The sequence below is a fragment of the Aeromonas sp. 2692-1 genome, from assembly GCF_013085505.1.
In the GTDB taxonomy this organism is placed as follows: domain Bacteria; phylum Pseudomonadota; class Gammaproteobacteria; order Enterobacterales; family Aeromonadaceae; genus Aeromonas; species Aeromonas hydrophila.
On the sequence record NZ_CP038513.1, the window covers coordinates 4,781,216 to 4,797,102 of the forward strand.

Genomic DNA, 15,887 nt, shown 5'->3' on the forward strand with positions numbered 1-15,887 from the left:
TTTTTTATTTGGATATGAAATCTTGTCCCGTCATGACCATCCAGCCGGTACGCAAGGCATCCATGGTCGCTCGCACATCGTGCACCCGAATGATCCGGGCACCGCGCTGCATCCCGATGAGCGCACAGGCCAGACTGCCGGCCAGCCGTTCATCAACCGGGCAGCCAAGCAGGTTGCCTATCATAGACTTTCGCGACATACCGACCAAGAGCGGAAGCTGGTAATCGAGCAACTTCTCCTGCTGGGCAAGCAGCTGATAGTTGTGCGCGAGCGTCTTGCCAAAACCGTAACCGGGGTCCAGCAACAACTGCTCCCTCCGTATTCCCGCTGCCAGACAGGCGGCGATCCGCTCGTCGAAGAAAGCCCTCACCTCCCCCAGCAGATCGTCATAATACGGCTCTGCCTGCATGGTTCTCGGCTGTCCCTGCATGTGCATCAGGCACACCGGAACGTCGGCAACGGCGGCCGCGGCCAGGGCCCCCGGCTCGAGCAGGGCTCGTACGTCGTTGATAAGATGGGCACCCGCCGCGCAGCCTTCCCGCATCACCGCCGCCTTGGAGGTATCCAGGGAGATCATCACCTCCAACTCGGCGACCATGCGCTCCACCACGGGAATGACTCTGTCCAGCTCCTCCTGCTCGCTCACATCGGGAGCACCGGGACGGGTCGACTCACCACCGATGTCGATGAGGGTCGCCCCCTCCGCCACCATCTGGCGCGCATGGGTCATCGCCCGCTCCAGCTGATTGAAATGACCGCCGTCGGAAAAGGAGTCCGGTGTCACATTGAGGATCCCCATGACGTGGGGACGTTCGAGGGAGAGGCTAAGCCCCTTGCTGGTTAGCTGCATCGTTACTTCCGTTGATATAAAGAAAAACCCCGGGGCCAGCCCGGGGTTTGTATCATCACGATTTATTTGGCCGGCAGATCGTTGGCCTTATCGATATCGACATCAGCCACCTGCTCGGTCTCGGCTACCGCCGGCTTGGCTTCTGCTGCAACCGTGGCACCGCCTTGCGGGGTATCACCGTGCTCATCATGCCAGTTGCTGGGGGCACGCACCTCGCGGCGAGCCATCAGATCATCGATCTGCTTGGCATCGATGGTCTCGTACTTCATCAGCGCATCTTTCATGCTGTGCAGCACGTCCATGTTGTCCAGCAGGATCTGCTTGGAGCGGGCGTAGTTGCGATCGATGACCTGCTTGACCTCGGCATCGATGACGCGCGCAGTATCATCGGACATGTGCTTGGCCTTGGCCATGCTGCGACCGAGGAACACCTCGCCATCTTCTTCCGCGTAGAGCATGGGGCCGAGACGCTCGGACATACCCCACTGAGTCACCATCTTGCGAGCTATGTCGGTGGCGCGCTCAATGTCGTTGGACGCACCGGTCGATACCTTCTCGGCACCGTAGATCAGCTCTTCCGCCAGACGGCCGCCGTACAGGCTGGAGATCATGGACTCCAGATGCTGCTTGGAGTGGCTCCAGCGATCCTGCTCCGGCAGGTACATGGTCACACCCAGCGCACGACCGCGCGGAATGATGGAGACCTTGTAGACGGGGTCATGATCCGGCACCAGACGACCAATGATGGCGTGGCCGGCTTCGTGATAGGCCGTCATCTCTTTCTCGGACTCTTTCATCACCATGGAGCGACGTTCCGCACCCATCATGATCTTGTCCTTGGCCTTTTCAAACTCGGCCATGGAGACCACGCGACGGCTCTCGCGGGCCGAGAACAGGGCGGCTTCGTTGACCAGGTTGGCCAGATCAGCACCAGAGAAACCGGGGGTACCGCGGGCAATCAGCGCCGGATTGACATCATCCGCCAGCGGCACCTTGCGCATGTGCACTTTCAGGATCTGTTCGCGACCACGCACATCCGGCAGACCGACCACAACCTGGCGGTCAAAACGACCCGGACGCAGCAAGGCCGGGTCCAGTACGTCAGGACGGTTGGTGGCGGCGATGACGATGATGCCTTCATTGCCTTCAAAACCATCCATTTCGACCAGCATCTGGTTCAGGGTCTGCTCACGCTCGTCATGACCACCGCCCAGACCGGCGCCACGCTGGCGGCCGACCGCATCGATCTCGTCGATGAAGATGATGCAGGGAGAAGACTTCTTGGCCTGCTCGAACATGTCGCGTACCCGGGAGGCACCGACACCCACGAACATTTCGACGAAATCAGAACCCGAAATGGTAAAGAAGGGCACCTTGGCCTCGCCCGCAATGGCCTTGGCCAGCAGGGTCTTACCGGTACCGGGAGGACCAACCAGCAGCACGCCAGTCGGGATCTTGCCGCCCAGTTTCTGGAACTTGCTCGGATCGCGCAGATAGTCGACCAGCTCCTTCACCTCTTCCTTGGCCTCGTCACAGCCAGCCACGTCGGCAAAGGTGGTCTTGATCTGATCTTCACTCATCAGGCGAGCCTTGCTCTTGCCGAACGACATGGCACCCTTGCCACCACCGCCCTGCATTTGACGCATGAAGAAGACCCAGACACCGATCAGCAGCAGCATCGGGAACCAGGATATGAAGATGGACGTCAGCAGAGACGGCTCTTCCGGCTTCTCGCCCATCACTTTGACATTGTGATTGAGCATGTCGTTGAGCAGCTGGGGATCCGGCGCCGGGATGATGGTGGTGAAGCGTTCACCGGTGCGCTTGACGCCATTAATGACCTTGCCATCCATCCGCACTTCACGGATCTGCTCTTGGGTCACTTCTTTAACGAAGCTGGAATAGTCCAGCTGGCGACTGGTGGTATCGCTGGGGCTGAAGCTATTGAACACCGACATCAACACGACGGCGATGACCAGCCACAGGATTAGGTTTTTCGCCATGTCACTCAAATCAGTAACCTCGCAGACTGACAGTTAACGATGAAGGTTAGGGTACTACAGTTTAAAACCGGTAGCCACAATGTAGACTTCTCGTGAACGGGCACGAGACGAGTCTGGTTTACGAATCTTGACGGCAGTGAAAAGTTTACGGATTTCATTGAGATAGATATCAAACCCCTCCCCCTGGAACACCTTGACCACGAAGCTGCCGTTGGCACGCAGGACCTGATTGCACATGTCCAGCGCCAGTTCGACCAGATACATGGAACGGGCCTGATCCACCTGCTGGGTACCGCTCATGTTGGGCGCCATGTCGGACATGACGACGTCAACCTTGTCCGGACCAACCCGTTCAAGCAGAGCGCCCAGTACAGTTTCCTCCCGAAAGTCGCCCTGAAGGAAATCGACACCGGCGATGGAATCCATCGGCAGAATATCGCAGGCGATCACCCGGCCCTTGTCACCGACCTGGTCGATGGCAAACTGGGACCAGCCACCGGGGGCCGCCCCCAGATCCACCACCGTCATGCCCGGTTTGAGCAGTTTGTCCTTGCCCTGGATCTCGTCGATCTTGAACACGGCACGGGATCTCAGTCCCAACTTCTGGGCTTTTTTGACGTATTGATCGTCAAAATGCTCTTTTAACCAGCGGGTTGAACTGGGGGAATGTTTTTTCTGGGTCATGATCGTCGACTTTAAAAAACCACAAGGGTTATTAGTATTAAGGGCTAAGTGGGGGTAGAATACGCCCCTTTCAACCCTGACTTATGAAGAAATTGCCATGATTCTCAACAATAAACAGAAACAGTACCTCAAGGGCCTTGCCCACAGTCTGAAGCCGGTCGTCCTGCTGGGACAACACGGTCTGACCGAAGGTGTGCTGGCCGAGATCGATCTGGCGCTCAACCACCACGAGCTGATCAAGGTTAAGGTTGCGTCTGAAGATCGTGAGATGAAACAGCTGGTTATGGATGCCATCGTCCGTGAAACCGGCGCGGTGAAAGTACAGAGCATCGGCCACGTGCTGACCATCTATCGTCAGGCCAACGAGCCGAAAATCCAACTGCCCCGCAAGTAACAGGAAAGAGCATCGCTCTTTCCTTCATTTCCCCTCTTCCCAAGTCGCTTGCCAAAGTAGTCGCCAGGCCCTTAACCTGCGATGAATACTCGTGGATACCCGCTATGGATCACCATCAGATTCTCACCGAAGATGAACTGGCCATGCTACGGGACTTGGGAAGCGATCAGGAGACGGCCGCCGGTCAATCCCTGAGCGGTTATCTCGCCACTCCCCTGCTAGGCCTGCTGCAACGCGCCGACCAGCTGGTGCTGGAAGCCAGTTTTGCCGGGCATCAGCTCCGTTTTCCGCTGCGCTTCACTCAAGGGGATGATGGCTTCGTCGAGCCACGCATCGCCGCCCCCGTCATCAAGGAGCTGGGTTATCCCCATCCGCGCACCTGGCGGCTGGACGAGCAGGCCAGCTTCAGGATGGGTGAACATGAGTATCTGGTGCACAGCCTGTCGCTCGATGGTCTGGTCGTCGAGGGCCTGCCGCCCGGGCTGGCCGTCGGTGCCACCTTGACGGGCAGCCTGCTCATCGAGGATCTCGCCCCCCTGCCGCTCAGCGCAGAGCTGGTCAGGCACATTCATCGTCGCAACGGCATTCAGGGCTGGGCACTGCATTTCCAGATGGCCAAACCGGACCTTGAACTGCTGCGCAACTGGATGTTCCAGCGTCACCAGGACGCCTTCACCCAAGCTTACCAGCCCCGCTAAATACAAACAGGGGAGCCGGGGCTCCCCTGTTCTGGCATCAAGCTACCTCAGAGGTAGGCAACTTCCAGGATCTCGTACTCCACATCGCCTGCCGGCGTCTTGACGATGGCCACATCGTCCACTTCCTTGCCGATCAGGGCACGGGCGATGGGGGAATTCACGGAGATCATGTTCTGTTTGATGTCCGCCTCGTCGTCGCCCACGATACGGTAGACCACCTCTTCTTCCGTCTCGCTCTTGAGCAGAGTCACGGTTGCCCCGAAGATGACGCGCCCATTGTTGGTCATCTTGGTGATATCGATCACCTGGGCGTTGGAGAGCTTGCTCTCGATTTCCTGGATACGGCCTTCACAGAAGCCTTGCTGCTCGCGGGCAGCATGGTATTCGGCGTTTTCTTTCAGATCACCATGTTCACGGGCATCTGCAATCGCTTCGATAATCTGCGGACGCAGCTCGGTCTTGAGATATTCGAGCTCTTCACGCAGCTTTTCAGCGCCGCGAACAGTCATCGGAGTATGATTCATAGTCGAAACCTGGGTTGCTTGAAAAGAGAAGCTGCGGCTATCAGAGAGAGCCGCAGCTGTCGGTTCGGATGAGGCATCTTAATATGAAGCCGGCACAAAATCCATGTCAGTCCCTGCGAGCGGGATCGCGCTTTCTCATCAGAATTTGCCGGAACTATTTCTGCTCCTGCGCGCTGATCGGGGCTGACACCGTCGGTTTGCCCTGCATGATGGAGATCTCCACCCGCCGGTTCATGCGCCGGTTTTCCGGGCTGGTATTGGGCACCAGCGGCTGGGAATCGGCCATGCCCTGTACCACCAGCCGGCCGCCATCAAAGCCCGGCACCTTGATCATCTGGTGGGCGACCGCCACCGCCCGCTGGGAAGAGAGCTCCCAGTTGGACTGGAACAGCTCATCCTCGGTGGCAGCATCATCGGTATGGCCCGAGACGGTGATCTCGCCGGGCACATCCTTGAGCAGAGCCGCCACCTTGCGCACCACCGGCCAGAACTGGGGCTGCAGGAAGGCGGAACCCGCCGGGAAGGCCGCTTTTTCCCGGATCCGGATGATGATCTGCTGGCCCAGCGCTTCCACTTCGATGGCGCCATCCTGGATCTGCGCCTTCATCTGATCCGCCAGCGCCTTGGCCAGCGCGTTGGACTGCTCCTGCTGCTGTTGTTTCTGCGCCTCCTGCTGGGTGTCGCCCCCCACCAGCTTCTCTTCACTCTTGTCATGACCGCCGGCCTGATCGACATCGCCGGGCTGAAAATCCAGCTCGGTCTGGGTCATGTCCATGGTCTGCTGCATGATGGTATCGATGGGGGTCGGCTCCGGGCGACCCGGCCTGAACTCCTGGGCGATGACGGAGGTTCCTTTGGGGATGTCCTTCACCTCGAGAATATTCTGCACCCCGAACGCCTTCTCCATGGAGCCGGCAATCTGCTTGAACTTCTGCACGTCCATCTCGGCAAACGAGAGCAGCAGCACGAAGAAGCACATCAGCAGCGACATCAGGTCGGCGAAGGTTCCCATATAGCCGGGCAGACCGGGAGGTGGGCATTTGCACTTTGCCATGCGCGCTCCTATTCGGTCCCGTTGTTGCGTTTGGACTGGTTCAGGTAGTTCTGCAGCATGGCCTGGATCACCCGCGGGTTCTGGCCATCCTGAATGCCCATGATGGCGTCGAGGATCAGGGTACGGCTCAGCTGCTCCTCACCGCTGCGCAGCTCCAGCTTGTCGGCGATGGGGATGGCGATCATGTTGGCCTCGATCGCCCCGTACAGGGTGGTGAGCAAGGCCACCGCCATGGCAGGGCCGATGGACTTGGGATCGCTCATGTTGGCCAGCATGGCCACCAGGCCCACCAGGGTACCTATCATCCCCATGGCGGGGCCGAGATCCCCCAGGGAGCGGAACACCTTGACGGCGATGACGTGGCGCTCCGAGGTCAGTTCGATGTCCTTCTCCATCACGGCCCGTACCACGTCGGCGTCATGGCCATCCACCAGCATGTCGATGCCCTTCTTCATGAAGGTATTGGGGATCTCCGCCGCCTCCAGGGCCAGGAAGCCCCCCTTGCGGGCCGCGTCCGCCAGCTCCACCGCCTTGGCAATCAGGTCATCGAGCTTGTCCCCCTTGTACATGAATGCCTTGCCGGCCACCTTGAACGCCATCAGAAACTGGCCGAGGTTGAACTTCATCATGCAGATGAACAGAGAACCCAAAATGGTGATATAGACCGAGGGCATATCCACATACATGCTCATGGGGCCACCCAGCAGCATGCCGTACACCACCACCCCGAACCCCAGCACTATGCCTATCAGACTGCCTAAATCCACATCCCTACTCCTGTCAGCTGAAATTTGTTGTATCTGCAGTTTGTTGAATTTTCTGCTATTGGCTCATCAGCGGCAAGGGTTGCCACAATTTTCCCCGTTCGGAAGATGGCTTATTATCGGCCACTTTTCCGAGAGTTTAAGCCGACGGCATTTTTCTGCCTCCCCCCTGCCCGTCGTCGATGCTAAGATAAGCCGTTTTTTTCAATCCCCGAGGATGGACATGGCCAGTAAAAAAATCGACCGCCTGAGTTTTGATGCCACTCTGGAAGAGCTGGAAACCATAGTTCATCAACTGGAACAGGGCTCCCTGCCGCTGGAAGAGGCCCTCAAGCAGTTTGAGCAGGGCATTCATCTGGTGCGGGCCGGCCAGCAGAAGCTGGAGCAGGCCGAGCAGAAGATCCAGATCCTGCTGACTCAGGCCGATGGCAGCGAGCAAGCCGTCCCCTTCCAGCCAGAGCAAGGAGAGGAGTGAGTGACGCTGGACGATTTTTCCCGCCTGCACCGGCAACGTATTGACGACTGTCTGTCTGCACAACTTGAATCCTTGCCTGCCATGGCCCCCCGCCTGCGCGATGCCATGCGCTACGGCCTGCTGCTGGGCGGCAAGCGGGTACGCCCCTTCCTGGTCTACGCCGTCGGCGAGATGCTGGGCGTAAAGAACGAGCTGCTGGACGGCCCGGCCGCCGCGGTGGAGTGCATCCACGCCTACTCCCTGCTGCACGACGATCTGCCTGCCATGGACAACGACGATCTGCGTCGCGGTCAGCCGACGGTGCACAAGGCATTCGATGAAGGCACCGCCATTTTGGCCGGCGATGCCCTGCAAACCCTGGCCTTCACCATTCTGGCCGATCACCCGATGCCGGACGCGCTGCTGGCCAACCGGGTACGGATGCTAAGCCGGCTGGCCCGCGCCTCGGGTTATCTCGGCATGTGCGGTGGTCAGGCACTGGATCTGCAGGCGGAAGGGCGCCAGATTTCCCTCGCCGAGCTGGAACAGGTACACCGCCACAAGACCGGGGCTCTCATCGAGTGCGCCGTGGCGCTTGGCGCCCTGTGCAAGGCCGACGTGGATGAAACCACCCTGAGCGCGCTGCAAACCTATGCCGCCGCCATCGGTCTCGCCTTCCAGGTGCAGGATGACATCCTCGACATCACGGGCGATACCGCCACCCTCGGCAAGCGGCAAGGTTCCGATCTGGCGCTGGAAAAGAGTACCTATCCGGCACTGCTGGGGCTCGACAATGCCCGTGAGCTGGCTCGCGAACTGCATGGTAAAGCCTTAACAGCCTTGCAATCTTTGCCCTACAATACCGACATTCTGGAAGCGTTTGCCGATTACATCATCGAGCGAACCCACTAAACGCTGGATAACAGTAACAATATGAGCGTTGATATAAGCAATTTCCCCAACCTGGCCCTCGCGGATACGCCGGTCGAGTTGCGATCCCTGCCCTTCGAGCGACTGCCCGTGCTGTGCAACGAACTGCGTGAATATCTGCTGCGTTCGGTGAGTCGCTCCAGTGGCCATCTTGCCTCCGGGCTCGGCACCGTCGAACTGACAGTGGCGCTGCACTACGTCTACAACACCCCGTTCGATCGGCTGGTGTGGGACGTGGGCCACCAGGCTTATCCCCACAAGATCCTCACCGGTCGGCGCGATCGGATGCAGAGCATTCGCCAGAAAGACGGTCTGCACCCCTTCCCCTGGCGTGGCGAGAGCGAATATGACGTGCTCTCGGTCGGCCACTCCAGCACCTCCATCGGGGCGGCGCTCGGCATGGCCGTGGCGGCCGAAAGCGAAGGGCTTGGCCGCAAGGTGGTGGCGGTGATCGGCGATGGCGCCATCACCGCCGGCATGGCGTTCGAGGCGCTCAATCACGCCGGCGATGTCCACAAGGACATGCTGGTGGTGCTCAACGACAACGAGATGTCCATCTCCGAAAATGTCGGGGCTCTGAACAACCACCTGGCCCGCATCATGTCTGGCAAGCTCTACACCACCATCCGCGAGGGTGGCAAGAAGGTGCTGGCCGGCCTGCCGCCGGTCAAGGAGCTGGCCAAGCGGGCCGAGGAACACCTCAAGGGAATGGTGGTGCCAGGCACCCTGTTCGAGGAGTTCGGCTTCAACTACATCGGCCCCATCGACGGCCACGACATCAACGCCCTGGTCGAGACCCTGCGCAACATGCGCAACCTCAAGGGGCCGCAGCTGCTGCACGTCAAGACCAAGAAGGGCAAGGGCTATGAGCCCGCCGAGAAGGACCCCATCGGTTATCACGGCGTGCCCAAGTTCAATCCGGATGAGTGCACCCTGCCCAAGGCGAGCGGCGGCAAGCCGAGCTTCTCCGCCATCTTCGGCCAGTGGCTGTGCGACATGGCGGCCAAGGATGAGCGGCTGGTCGGCATCACCCCTGCCATGCGCGAAGGCTCCGGCCTGGTGAAGTTCAGCCAACAGTATCCGGATCGCTACTTCGACGTGGCCATCGCCGAGCAGCACGCAGTCACCTTCGCCGCCGGTCTCGCCATCGCCGACCAGAAGCCGGTGGTCGCCATCTACTCGAGCTTCCTGCAGCGAGCCTACGATCAGCTGATCCACGATGTGGCGCTGCAAGAGCTGCCGGTGCTGTTCGCCATCGACCGGGCCGGTCTGGTGGGGGCCGACGGCCCCACCCATCAGGGGGCGTTCGACATCAGCTTCCTGCGCACCGTGCCCAACATGGTGATTATGACCCCGTCCGACGAGAACGAATGCCGCCAGATGCTCTACACCGGCTACCAGTGCAACGGGCCGGCGGCGGTACGCTACCCTCGCGGCAGCGGCACCGGCATCCAGGTCGAGAGCGAGATGCAGGCGCTGGCGCTCGGCAAAGGCCGGATCATCCGTCAGGGCAAGGGCACCGCCATCCTGGCGTTCGGCACCCTGCTGCAACAGGCCAAAGCGGCAGCCGAGGCGCTCGATGCCACCCTGGTGGACATGCGCTTCGTCAAACCGATGGACGAGGCCCTGGTGCTCTCCCTGGCCGCGACCCACGATCAGTTCGTCACCCTCGAGGACAACGCCATCATGGGCGGCGCCGGCTCTGCGGTGAATGAGCTGCTGATGCGCAGCAAACAGTGCAAGCCGGTGCTCAATCTCGGCCTGCCGGATCGCTTCGTCGAACAGGGTACCCAGGAGGAGATCTACGCTCTGCTGGGGCTCGATGGCGCCGGCATCCAGCGCAGCATCGAGCAGTGGCTGCAGGCTTGACCCCTCAGCACACACAGCAAAAGGGCGCCGTTATGGCGCCCTTTTTGTTTGTCTGTCTCGTTTGTTTATCTGTGACCATCAGCCCTTGTAGAGCTTGGGATTGAACACATCCCGCAGCCAGTCGCCCAACAGGTTGATAACCAGCACCAGCACCACCAGGCAGATGCCCGGGAAGGCGGTGATCCACCAGGAACCGGAGAAGATGTAGTTGAAGCCCACGCTGATGAGCGAGCCCAGCGACGGCTGATCCACCGGCATCCCCAGACCGAGGAAGGAGAGCGCCGCCTCGCTCATGATGGCGTTGGCCACCTGCACCGTGGAGATGACCAGGATCGGCGACAGGCAGTTGGGCAGAATGTGGCGAAACATGATGCGCGGGGCGCGAAAGCCCATCACCTTGGCCGCTTCCACATACTCCTTCTTCTTCTCCGCCAGCACCGAGGCACGCACGGTTCGGGCGTACTGCGGCCACTCGGCGATACCGATGATCACCACCAGCATCAGGATGGCGAACTTCGAGTAGAACTCGGAACCAAACGTCGCCTGGAAGATGGCGGAGATGATGATCGCCACCATCATGGTGGAGAACGACAGCTGCACGTCGGCAAAGCGCATCAGCAGGCTGTCGATGCGGCCACCGAAGTAACCGGCCATCAGCCCGATGACAATGCCGAGCACCAGCTGCAGCGCCACCGCGAACAGACCTATGGTCAGCGAGATGCGGGCGCCATAGAGGATGGTGCTCCAGATATCGCGGCCCTGGTTGTCGGTACCGAGCCAGAAGCGCTCTTCGCCCCCTTCCAGCCAGGAGGGCGGCAATTCGGCATCCATCAGATCGAAGCTGGTCTGGTCATAGACGTTGTACGGGGCTAGCCAGGGTGCCAGCAGGGCCGCCAGTACGAACACCACGAACACCGCAAAGCTGAACATGGCTACCTTGTCCCGCAGGAAGTAGTAGACGATGTCGGAATTTTTAAAACGTGCCCAACGGCTTGGGCTTGCAGTTACAGCATTAGTCATCTGTTACCCCTTGGCGGTCAGGTTGACGGTCGGGTTGATCAACCCGTAAAGCAGGTCGACCAGGGTATTGGTCACCACAAAAATGAGCCCGACGAAGATGACGTAGGCGGTGATGAGGGGCGTATCGACCCGGTGGATCGCCTCGAGGAACAGGAAGCCGGTCCCCGGCCACTGGAATACGCTCTCGGTCAGGATGGTGTAGGCCACCATGGTACCGATCTGCACACCACCGACGGTAATGACCGGCAGCATGGTGTTCTTGAGGGCGTGGCTGTAGTAGACCTTGTTGTTGTCCAGCCCCTTGGCACGGGCGAACTTGACGTACTCGGAGGAGAGCTGCTCCAGCATCTCGGAGCGCACCAGCCGGATGAACAGCGGCAGCATGATGGAGGAGAGCGCCACGCAGGGCAGGATCAAATGCTTGATGCCGTCCCAGGTGAAGAAGCCCGACTCCCAGCCCAGCAGGTTGTAGGTCTCGCCGCGGCCATAGGCCGGCAGCCAGCCCAGCTGGATGGAGAAGAGGTACATCAGCATGATGGCGGTCAGGAACACCGGGATCGAGATGCCGATGCTGCTCCCCGCCATGATGATCTTGGTCGGTATGCTGTGCGGGCGGATCGCCGAGTAGACCCCAAGCGGAATGGAGACCACCACGATGATCAGCGCAGCGCCAAACACCAGCTCAAGAGTAGCCACCAGCTTGTCGAGGATAACCTCGAGGGCTGGTCGCTTGAAGAAGTAGGAAGTACCCAGATCCCCGTGTACCGCGTTCTTCAAGAAGCGGCTGTATTTGACGAGGAAAGGATCGTTGAGGCCCATCTTCTCGCGCAATTCGTGGCGCTGGGCTTCGGAGACCGATTGTCCCACCAGCTCGCGCAACGGATCCCCCAGGTTGTCCTGGATGGAGAAGGCGACCAGGCTGATGACGAACATCACTATCACGGCCTGATAGAACCGTTTCAGCAGGAATGTAAACATGCTTGTCCTTCTACGTGGCCTGTGTCATGGCACAGGCTTCTGTTAGCAGGCGGGGTGGCCGGCTGACCACCCCGCCCCGTCCTTCCTTGCAACCTTCGCTTACTTGCCGACCACCAGGTCGCCGAAGTAAGGGAAGTTCATCACGTTGACCACCGGCTTGATGTCGGCGTTTTTCTTGGCGCCGTAGGCCAGATCTTCCCAGTGCAGCGGCACATAGGCAGCGTCGTCGATCAGCATGGCTTCGACCTTCTTCAGCATCTCGGCACGCTTGGCCGGATCGGTCTCGGCGTTGGCCTGCTCGACCAGCTTGTCAGCCTCGGCGTTGGCATAACCGGCGCAGTTGTACTGACCCATGCCGGTCTTGGCATCCTTGGTGAAGGTCAGGAATTCGAAGAAGTTCGCACTGTCTTCGGTGTCGGAGTGCCAGCCGATCAGCTGCATGTCCGCGGCGCACTTGTCAAACTCAGGCCAGTACTGGGCCACCGGCATGGTCTTCAGATCCACCTTGATGTTGATCTTGGCCAGCATGGCGGAGACGGCCTGGGCAATCTTGACGTCGTTGACGTAGCGGGCAGCCGGGGAGATGAAGCTCATCTTGAAGCCCTGCTCATAGCCGGCTTCCTTCATCAGCTGCTTGGCCTTGGCCAGATCATACTGGGGCTTGAGCGCCTCGTTGTGACCGGCATAGCCTTTCGGGCTCAGCTGGCCGGCAGGGGTACCGAAGCCTTTGTTGATCTTCTCGACGATGCCCACCTGGTTGATGGCGTAGTTGATCGCCTGACGCACGCGCTTGTCTTTCAGCGCCGGGTTGGTGTTCTGGTTCAGCTCGATGATGATGGCGCGGGTACCGGACAGGGTCACCAGCTGGGTGTCCTTGCCGTTCTTCACGCGCTCCAGATCGTTCGGCGCAACCGGGTAGATCACGTCCACGTCGCCACCCAGCAGGGCCGCCACGCGGGTGGCGTCTTCCTTGATGGGCACCACGGTCAGGTTGTCGACGTTGCCCTTGGAGGCCTTGTCCCAGTAGTTGGCGTTGCGGGTGTACTCCAGCTTCACGCCCTGCTCGCGGAACTTGACGCTGAACGGGCCGGTACCGGAGACGTGGGTGGAGGCGTAGGAGTCGCCGTTCTTGACGATCTCGGCCTTGTCTTTGCCCGCCTCGGTCTTGCCGGTATAGAACTTGGAGTCCATCGGGAAGATATAGGTGACGGTCTGCAGCACCAGCGGGAACGGCTTGGCGGTGACGAGATCAACGGTGTACTCATCGACCTTCTTCACTTCGGCGATGGGGTCGAAGATGGCCTTGAAGTCGACGGAGGACTTCAGACGGTTGACGGTCCACACCACGTCGTCGGCGGTGAAGTCGTTGCCGGAGTGGAACTTGACGCCCTTGCGCAGGAAGAAGCGCACGGTCTTGTCGTCGATGCGCTCATACTTCTCGGCCAGACGCGGCTCGAATTTCAGGTCCTGGGTGTAACGCATCAGCGGATCGAACACCAGGTGGGACATCTCCAGGGTCTGACCGGAGAGCTGCTCCTGCGGGTCCAGCGAGGTGGCGTCGGAGGCGACGGCGACCTTGATGTCGACGGCGGAAACGTTAAAAGCGAAACCGGCGGCAAACAGCGCCAGGGCAATCTTGGATAATCCTTTCTTCATGTCTTTCTCCATGCTTTTGGCTTTTTATTGACACTTTTTTTGACAAGCAGAGCGGCGGGCCGCCCCTTTCCTAGCTTGCGATTTCCAGCCCCTCGCGGGACATTCCCTTGAACTCCGGCATGAGGGAGATCAGCTTGCGGCTGTACTCATGCTCGGCATTGGTAAAGAGTTTCTCGGTCTCCGCCACTTCCACCAGATGACCGTGCTGCATCACCCCGATGCGATCGCACATCTGGCGGATCACCGGCAGATCGTGACTGATGAACAGCATGGTGAGGCCTAGCTCCTGCTGCAAATCCTTGAGCAGGTTGAGGATCTGGGCCTGCACCGACACATCCAGCGCCGAGGTGGGCTCGTCGCAGATGAGGAAGCGTGGCCGGGTCGCTAGGGCGCGGGCAATGGAGATGCGCTGACGCTGGCCACCGGAGAATTCGTGGGGATACTTGACCCCGGCACCACGGCCTAGACCGACGTGATCCAGCAGATCCCCCACGATCCCCTCGATCTGGCTCTCGCTGCCCGCCAGCTTATGAAAGCGGATCGGCTCTGCGATGATGTCGCGCACCTTCATGCGCGGGTTCATCGAGGAGTAGGGGTTCTGGAACACCATCTGCATCTGGCGACGCAGCGGGCGGCGCTCATGCTCGCCCTTGAGCGCGGTCAGATCGATCCCCTCGAAGAAGATCTTGCCGGTATCGGGCGGATAGAGGCCGGTGATGGCACGGGCGATGGTCGACTTGCCGGAGCCAGACTCCCCCACCAGGCCGAAGGTTTCACCCTCGAAGATCTCGAAGCTGATGTTGTTGCAAGCCCGCACGTACTGACGGCGGCTCGGGAACAGGGAGTCCTTGGTGACGAACTTCAGATCCACGTTCTCCACCCGCAGCAGCGCCCCTTCATAGGCGCGCTCGTCCTGACTCTGGCCGAGCCAGTGGGTCTTGAGATCGATGCTGGTGTCCGCTGCACCGGCGTCCTCGATATAGGAGACCAGCGGGAAGCGCACCAGCTTGACGTCCGAGCGGGGCACCGCCGAGATGAGGCTGCGGGTATAGGGGTGGTTGGGGCGACCCAGCACCTGTTCGGTGGTACCGAACTCCACCAGATCGCCGCGATACATGACCGCCACCTTGTCGGTGACGTTGGACACCACACCCATGTCGTGAGTCACCAGCATGCAGCCCACCTGCCGCTCTTTGCAGAGGTTGCGGATGAGCTGAAGGATCTGATCCTGAATGGAGACGTCCAGCGCCGTGGTCGGCTCGTCGGCGATGATGAGCTCAGGATCGCCGGAGAGGGCGATGGCGATCACCACCCGCTGGCGCATGCCGCCGGAGAACTGATGGGGATATTGCTTGATGCGCAGCTCAGGCTGCGGGATCCCCACCGCCGCCATCAGGGAAAGCGCCTTGGCAAAGGCCGCCTCACGGGTGAGGTCGGTATTGGCCAGAATGGTTTCAACCAGCTGCCGTTCGACGGTGAACAGCGGGTTGAGGGAGGTCATGGGGTCCTGGAAGATGAAGCCGATACGCGACCCTCGAATGGCCCGCATCTCGTTCTGGCTCTTGCCGGAGATGAGTTCGCCATTGAGATAGATGTCGCCACGGGCGATACGGCCAGGGGGGCTCAGCAGGTCGATGACGGCGTTGCCTATGGTGGACTTGCCGGCACCGGACTCGCCTACCACACCGACTATCTCCCCCTTTTCAACGGAAAAAGAGAGATCCTTCACTGCGGCCAGCACCCCGTAGCGGGAGGGGTACTCGATCCGCAAGTTTTTCACTTCGAGCAAGGACATGTTTACCTCTGCGGGGGACATCCGTCCCAAATAATTCGTCCGTAAATCGGCCGCAGATGCCGGTCGTGCCTTGGGGTGATCTTGAGTGCTTGAAATGACTGCAAAACGCTCAATCCATGAGACAACGAAACCAGCGATCCGGGCGGGTTTTTTGCATTTTTTTGGAATAACCCGCGAGTAACTTAGACGGTTTGGCGGCGAGTGTAAATGATCG

15 protein-coding genes are annotated in these 15,887 nt (G+C 60.0%); 5 read left to right on the plus strand and 10 right to left on the minus strand.

Annotated features, from left to right (window positions below):
- Positions 1–4: 4 nt before the first annotated feature.
- The 3 genes from folP to rlmE form a co-directional block, all read right to left on the minus strand.
- Positions 5–850, minus strand: a complete 846-nt coding sequence (gene folP, locus E5E97_RS22285; RefSeq protein WP_045789159.1) for a dihydropteroate synthase — start codon at positions 848–850, stop codon at positions 5–7.
- A 62-nt stretch (positions 851–912) separates the two neighbouring features.
- Positions 913–2,862 carry an ATP-dependent zinc metalloprotease FtsH gene (ftsH, locus tag E5E97_RS22290; RefSeq protein ID WP_011707080.1) on the minus strand — a complete coding sequence of 650 codons (1,950 nt, stop codon included), beginning with the start codon at positions 2,860–2,862 and terminating at the stop codon, positions 913–915.
- 45 nt (positions 2,863–2,907) lie between these two features.
- Complete coding sequence (rlmE, locus tag E5E97_RS22295) at positions 2,908–3,537, minus strand: 23S rRNA (uridine(2552)-2'-O)-methyltransferase RlmE (protein ID WP_011707081.1); 630 nt, start codon at positions 3,535–3,537, stop codon at positions 2,908–2,910.
- A gap of 97 nt (positions 3,538–3,634) precedes the next feature.
- On the opposite strand from rlmE, the gene yhbY reads away from it, so the two are divergent.
- Both yhbY and E5E97_RS22305 read left to right on the plus strand, forming a co-directional pair.
- Complete coding sequence (gene yhbY / locus E5E97_RS22300; RefSeq protein WP_005298134.1) at positions 3,635–3,931, plus strand: ribosome assembly RNA-binding protein YhbY; 297 nt, start codon at positions 3,635–3,637, stop codon at positions 3,929–3,931.
- Between the two features lie 104 nt (positions 3,932–4,035).
- The gene (locus E5E97_RS22305; protein WP_171281123.1) at positions 4,036–4,629 is read left to right on the plus strand and encodes a PilZ domain-containing protein; all 594 of its coding nucleotides are present in this window, start codon (positions 4,036–4,038) and stop codon (positions 4,627–4,629) included.
- A 47-nt stretch (positions 4,630–4,676) separates the two neighbouring features.
- Here E5E97_RS22305 and greA read toward each other — a convergent pair whose 3' ends face one another.
- The 3 genes from greA to pomA form a co-directional block, all read right to left on the minus strand.
- On the minus strand, positions 4,677–5,153 hold the full coding sequence (gene greA / locus E5E97_RS22310) for a transcription elongation factor GreA (protein ID WP_011707083.1): 477 nt from the start codon (positions 5,151–5,153) through the stop codon (positions 4,677–4,679).
- Between the two features lie 154 nt (positions 5,154–5,307).
- The gene (locus tag E5E97_RS22315) at positions 5,308–6,207 is read right to left on the minus strand and encodes a flagellar motor protein MotB (RefSeq protein ID WP_171281124.1); all 900 of its coding nucleotides are present in this window, start codon (positions 6,205–6,207) and stop codon (positions 5,308–5,310) included.
- A gap of 8 nt (positions 6,208–6,215) precedes the next feature.
- Positions 6,216–6,974 (minus strand): flagellar motor protein PomA, encoded by a 759-nt coding sequence (gene pomA, locus E5E97_RS22320; protein WP_011707085.1) that lies wholly within the window; start codon positions 6,972–6,974, stop codon positions 6,216–6,218.
- 220 nt (positions 6,975–7,194) lie between these two features.
- Between pomA and xseB the strand changes: the two genes are divergently transcribed.
- From xseB to dxs, 3 genes are read left to right on the plus strand one after another with little or no spacing between them, the layout of a single operon-like run.
- A complete protein-coding gene (gene xseB / locus E5E97_RS22325) occupies positions 7,195–7,446 on the plus strand; it encodes an exodeoxyribonuclease VII small subunit (protein WP_016351725.1) in 252 nt (83 codons plus the stop codon).
- The gene (gene ispA, locus E5E97_RS22330; protein ID WP_139704818.1) at positions 7,447–8,337 is read left to right on the plus strand and encodes a (2E,6E)-farnesyl diphosphate synthase; all 891 of its coding nucleotides are present in this window, start codon (positions 7,447–7,449) and stop codon (positions 8,335–8,337) included.
- 21 nt (positions 8,338–8,358) lie between these two features.
- The gene (dxs, locus tag E5E97_RS22335; protein ID WP_029299289.1) at positions 8,359–10,224 is read left to right on the plus strand and encodes a 1-deoxy-D-xylulose-5-phosphate synthase; all 1,866 of its coding nucleotides are present in this window, start codon (positions 8,359–8,361) and stop codon (positions 10,222–10,224) included.
- A 78-nt stretch (positions 10,225–10,302) separates the two neighbouring features.
- On the opposite strand, the gene E5E97_RS22340 is transcribed toward dxs, so the two are convergent.
- The 4 genes from E5E97_RS22340 to E5E97_RS22355 all read right to left on the minus strand — a co-directional run bounded on the left by E5E97_RS22340 (position 10,303) and on the right by E5E97_RS22355 (position 15,673).
- Complete coding sequence (locus E5E97_RS22340; RefSeq protein WP_011707089.1) at positions 10,303–11,244, minus strand: ABC transporter permease; 942 nt, start codon at positions 11,242–11,244, stop codon at positions 10,303–10,305.
- A 3-nt stretch (positions 11,245–11,247) separates the two neighbouring features.
- Entirely contained in the window at positions 11,248–12,222 is a 975-nt protein-coding gene (locus E5E97_RS22345; protein ID WP_011707090.1) for an ABC transporter permease, read from the minus strand.
- Between the two features lie 99 nt (positions 12,223–12,321).
- Positions 12,322–13,878, minus strand: a complete 1,557-nt coding sequence (locus tag E5E97_RS22350; protein WP_011707091.1) for an ABC transporter substrate-binding protein — start codon at positions 13,876–13,878, stop codon at positions 12,322–12,324.
- A 70-nt stretch (positions 13,879–13,948) separates the two neighbouring features.
- The gene (locus E5E97_RS22355) at positions 13,949–15,673 is read right to left on the minus strand and encodes an ABC transporter ATP-binding protein (RefSeq protein ID WP_011707092.1); all 1,725 of its coding nucleotides are present in this window, start codon (positions 15,671–15,673) and stop codon (positions 13,949–13,951) included.
- Positions 15,674–15,887: the final 214 nt, after the last annotated feature.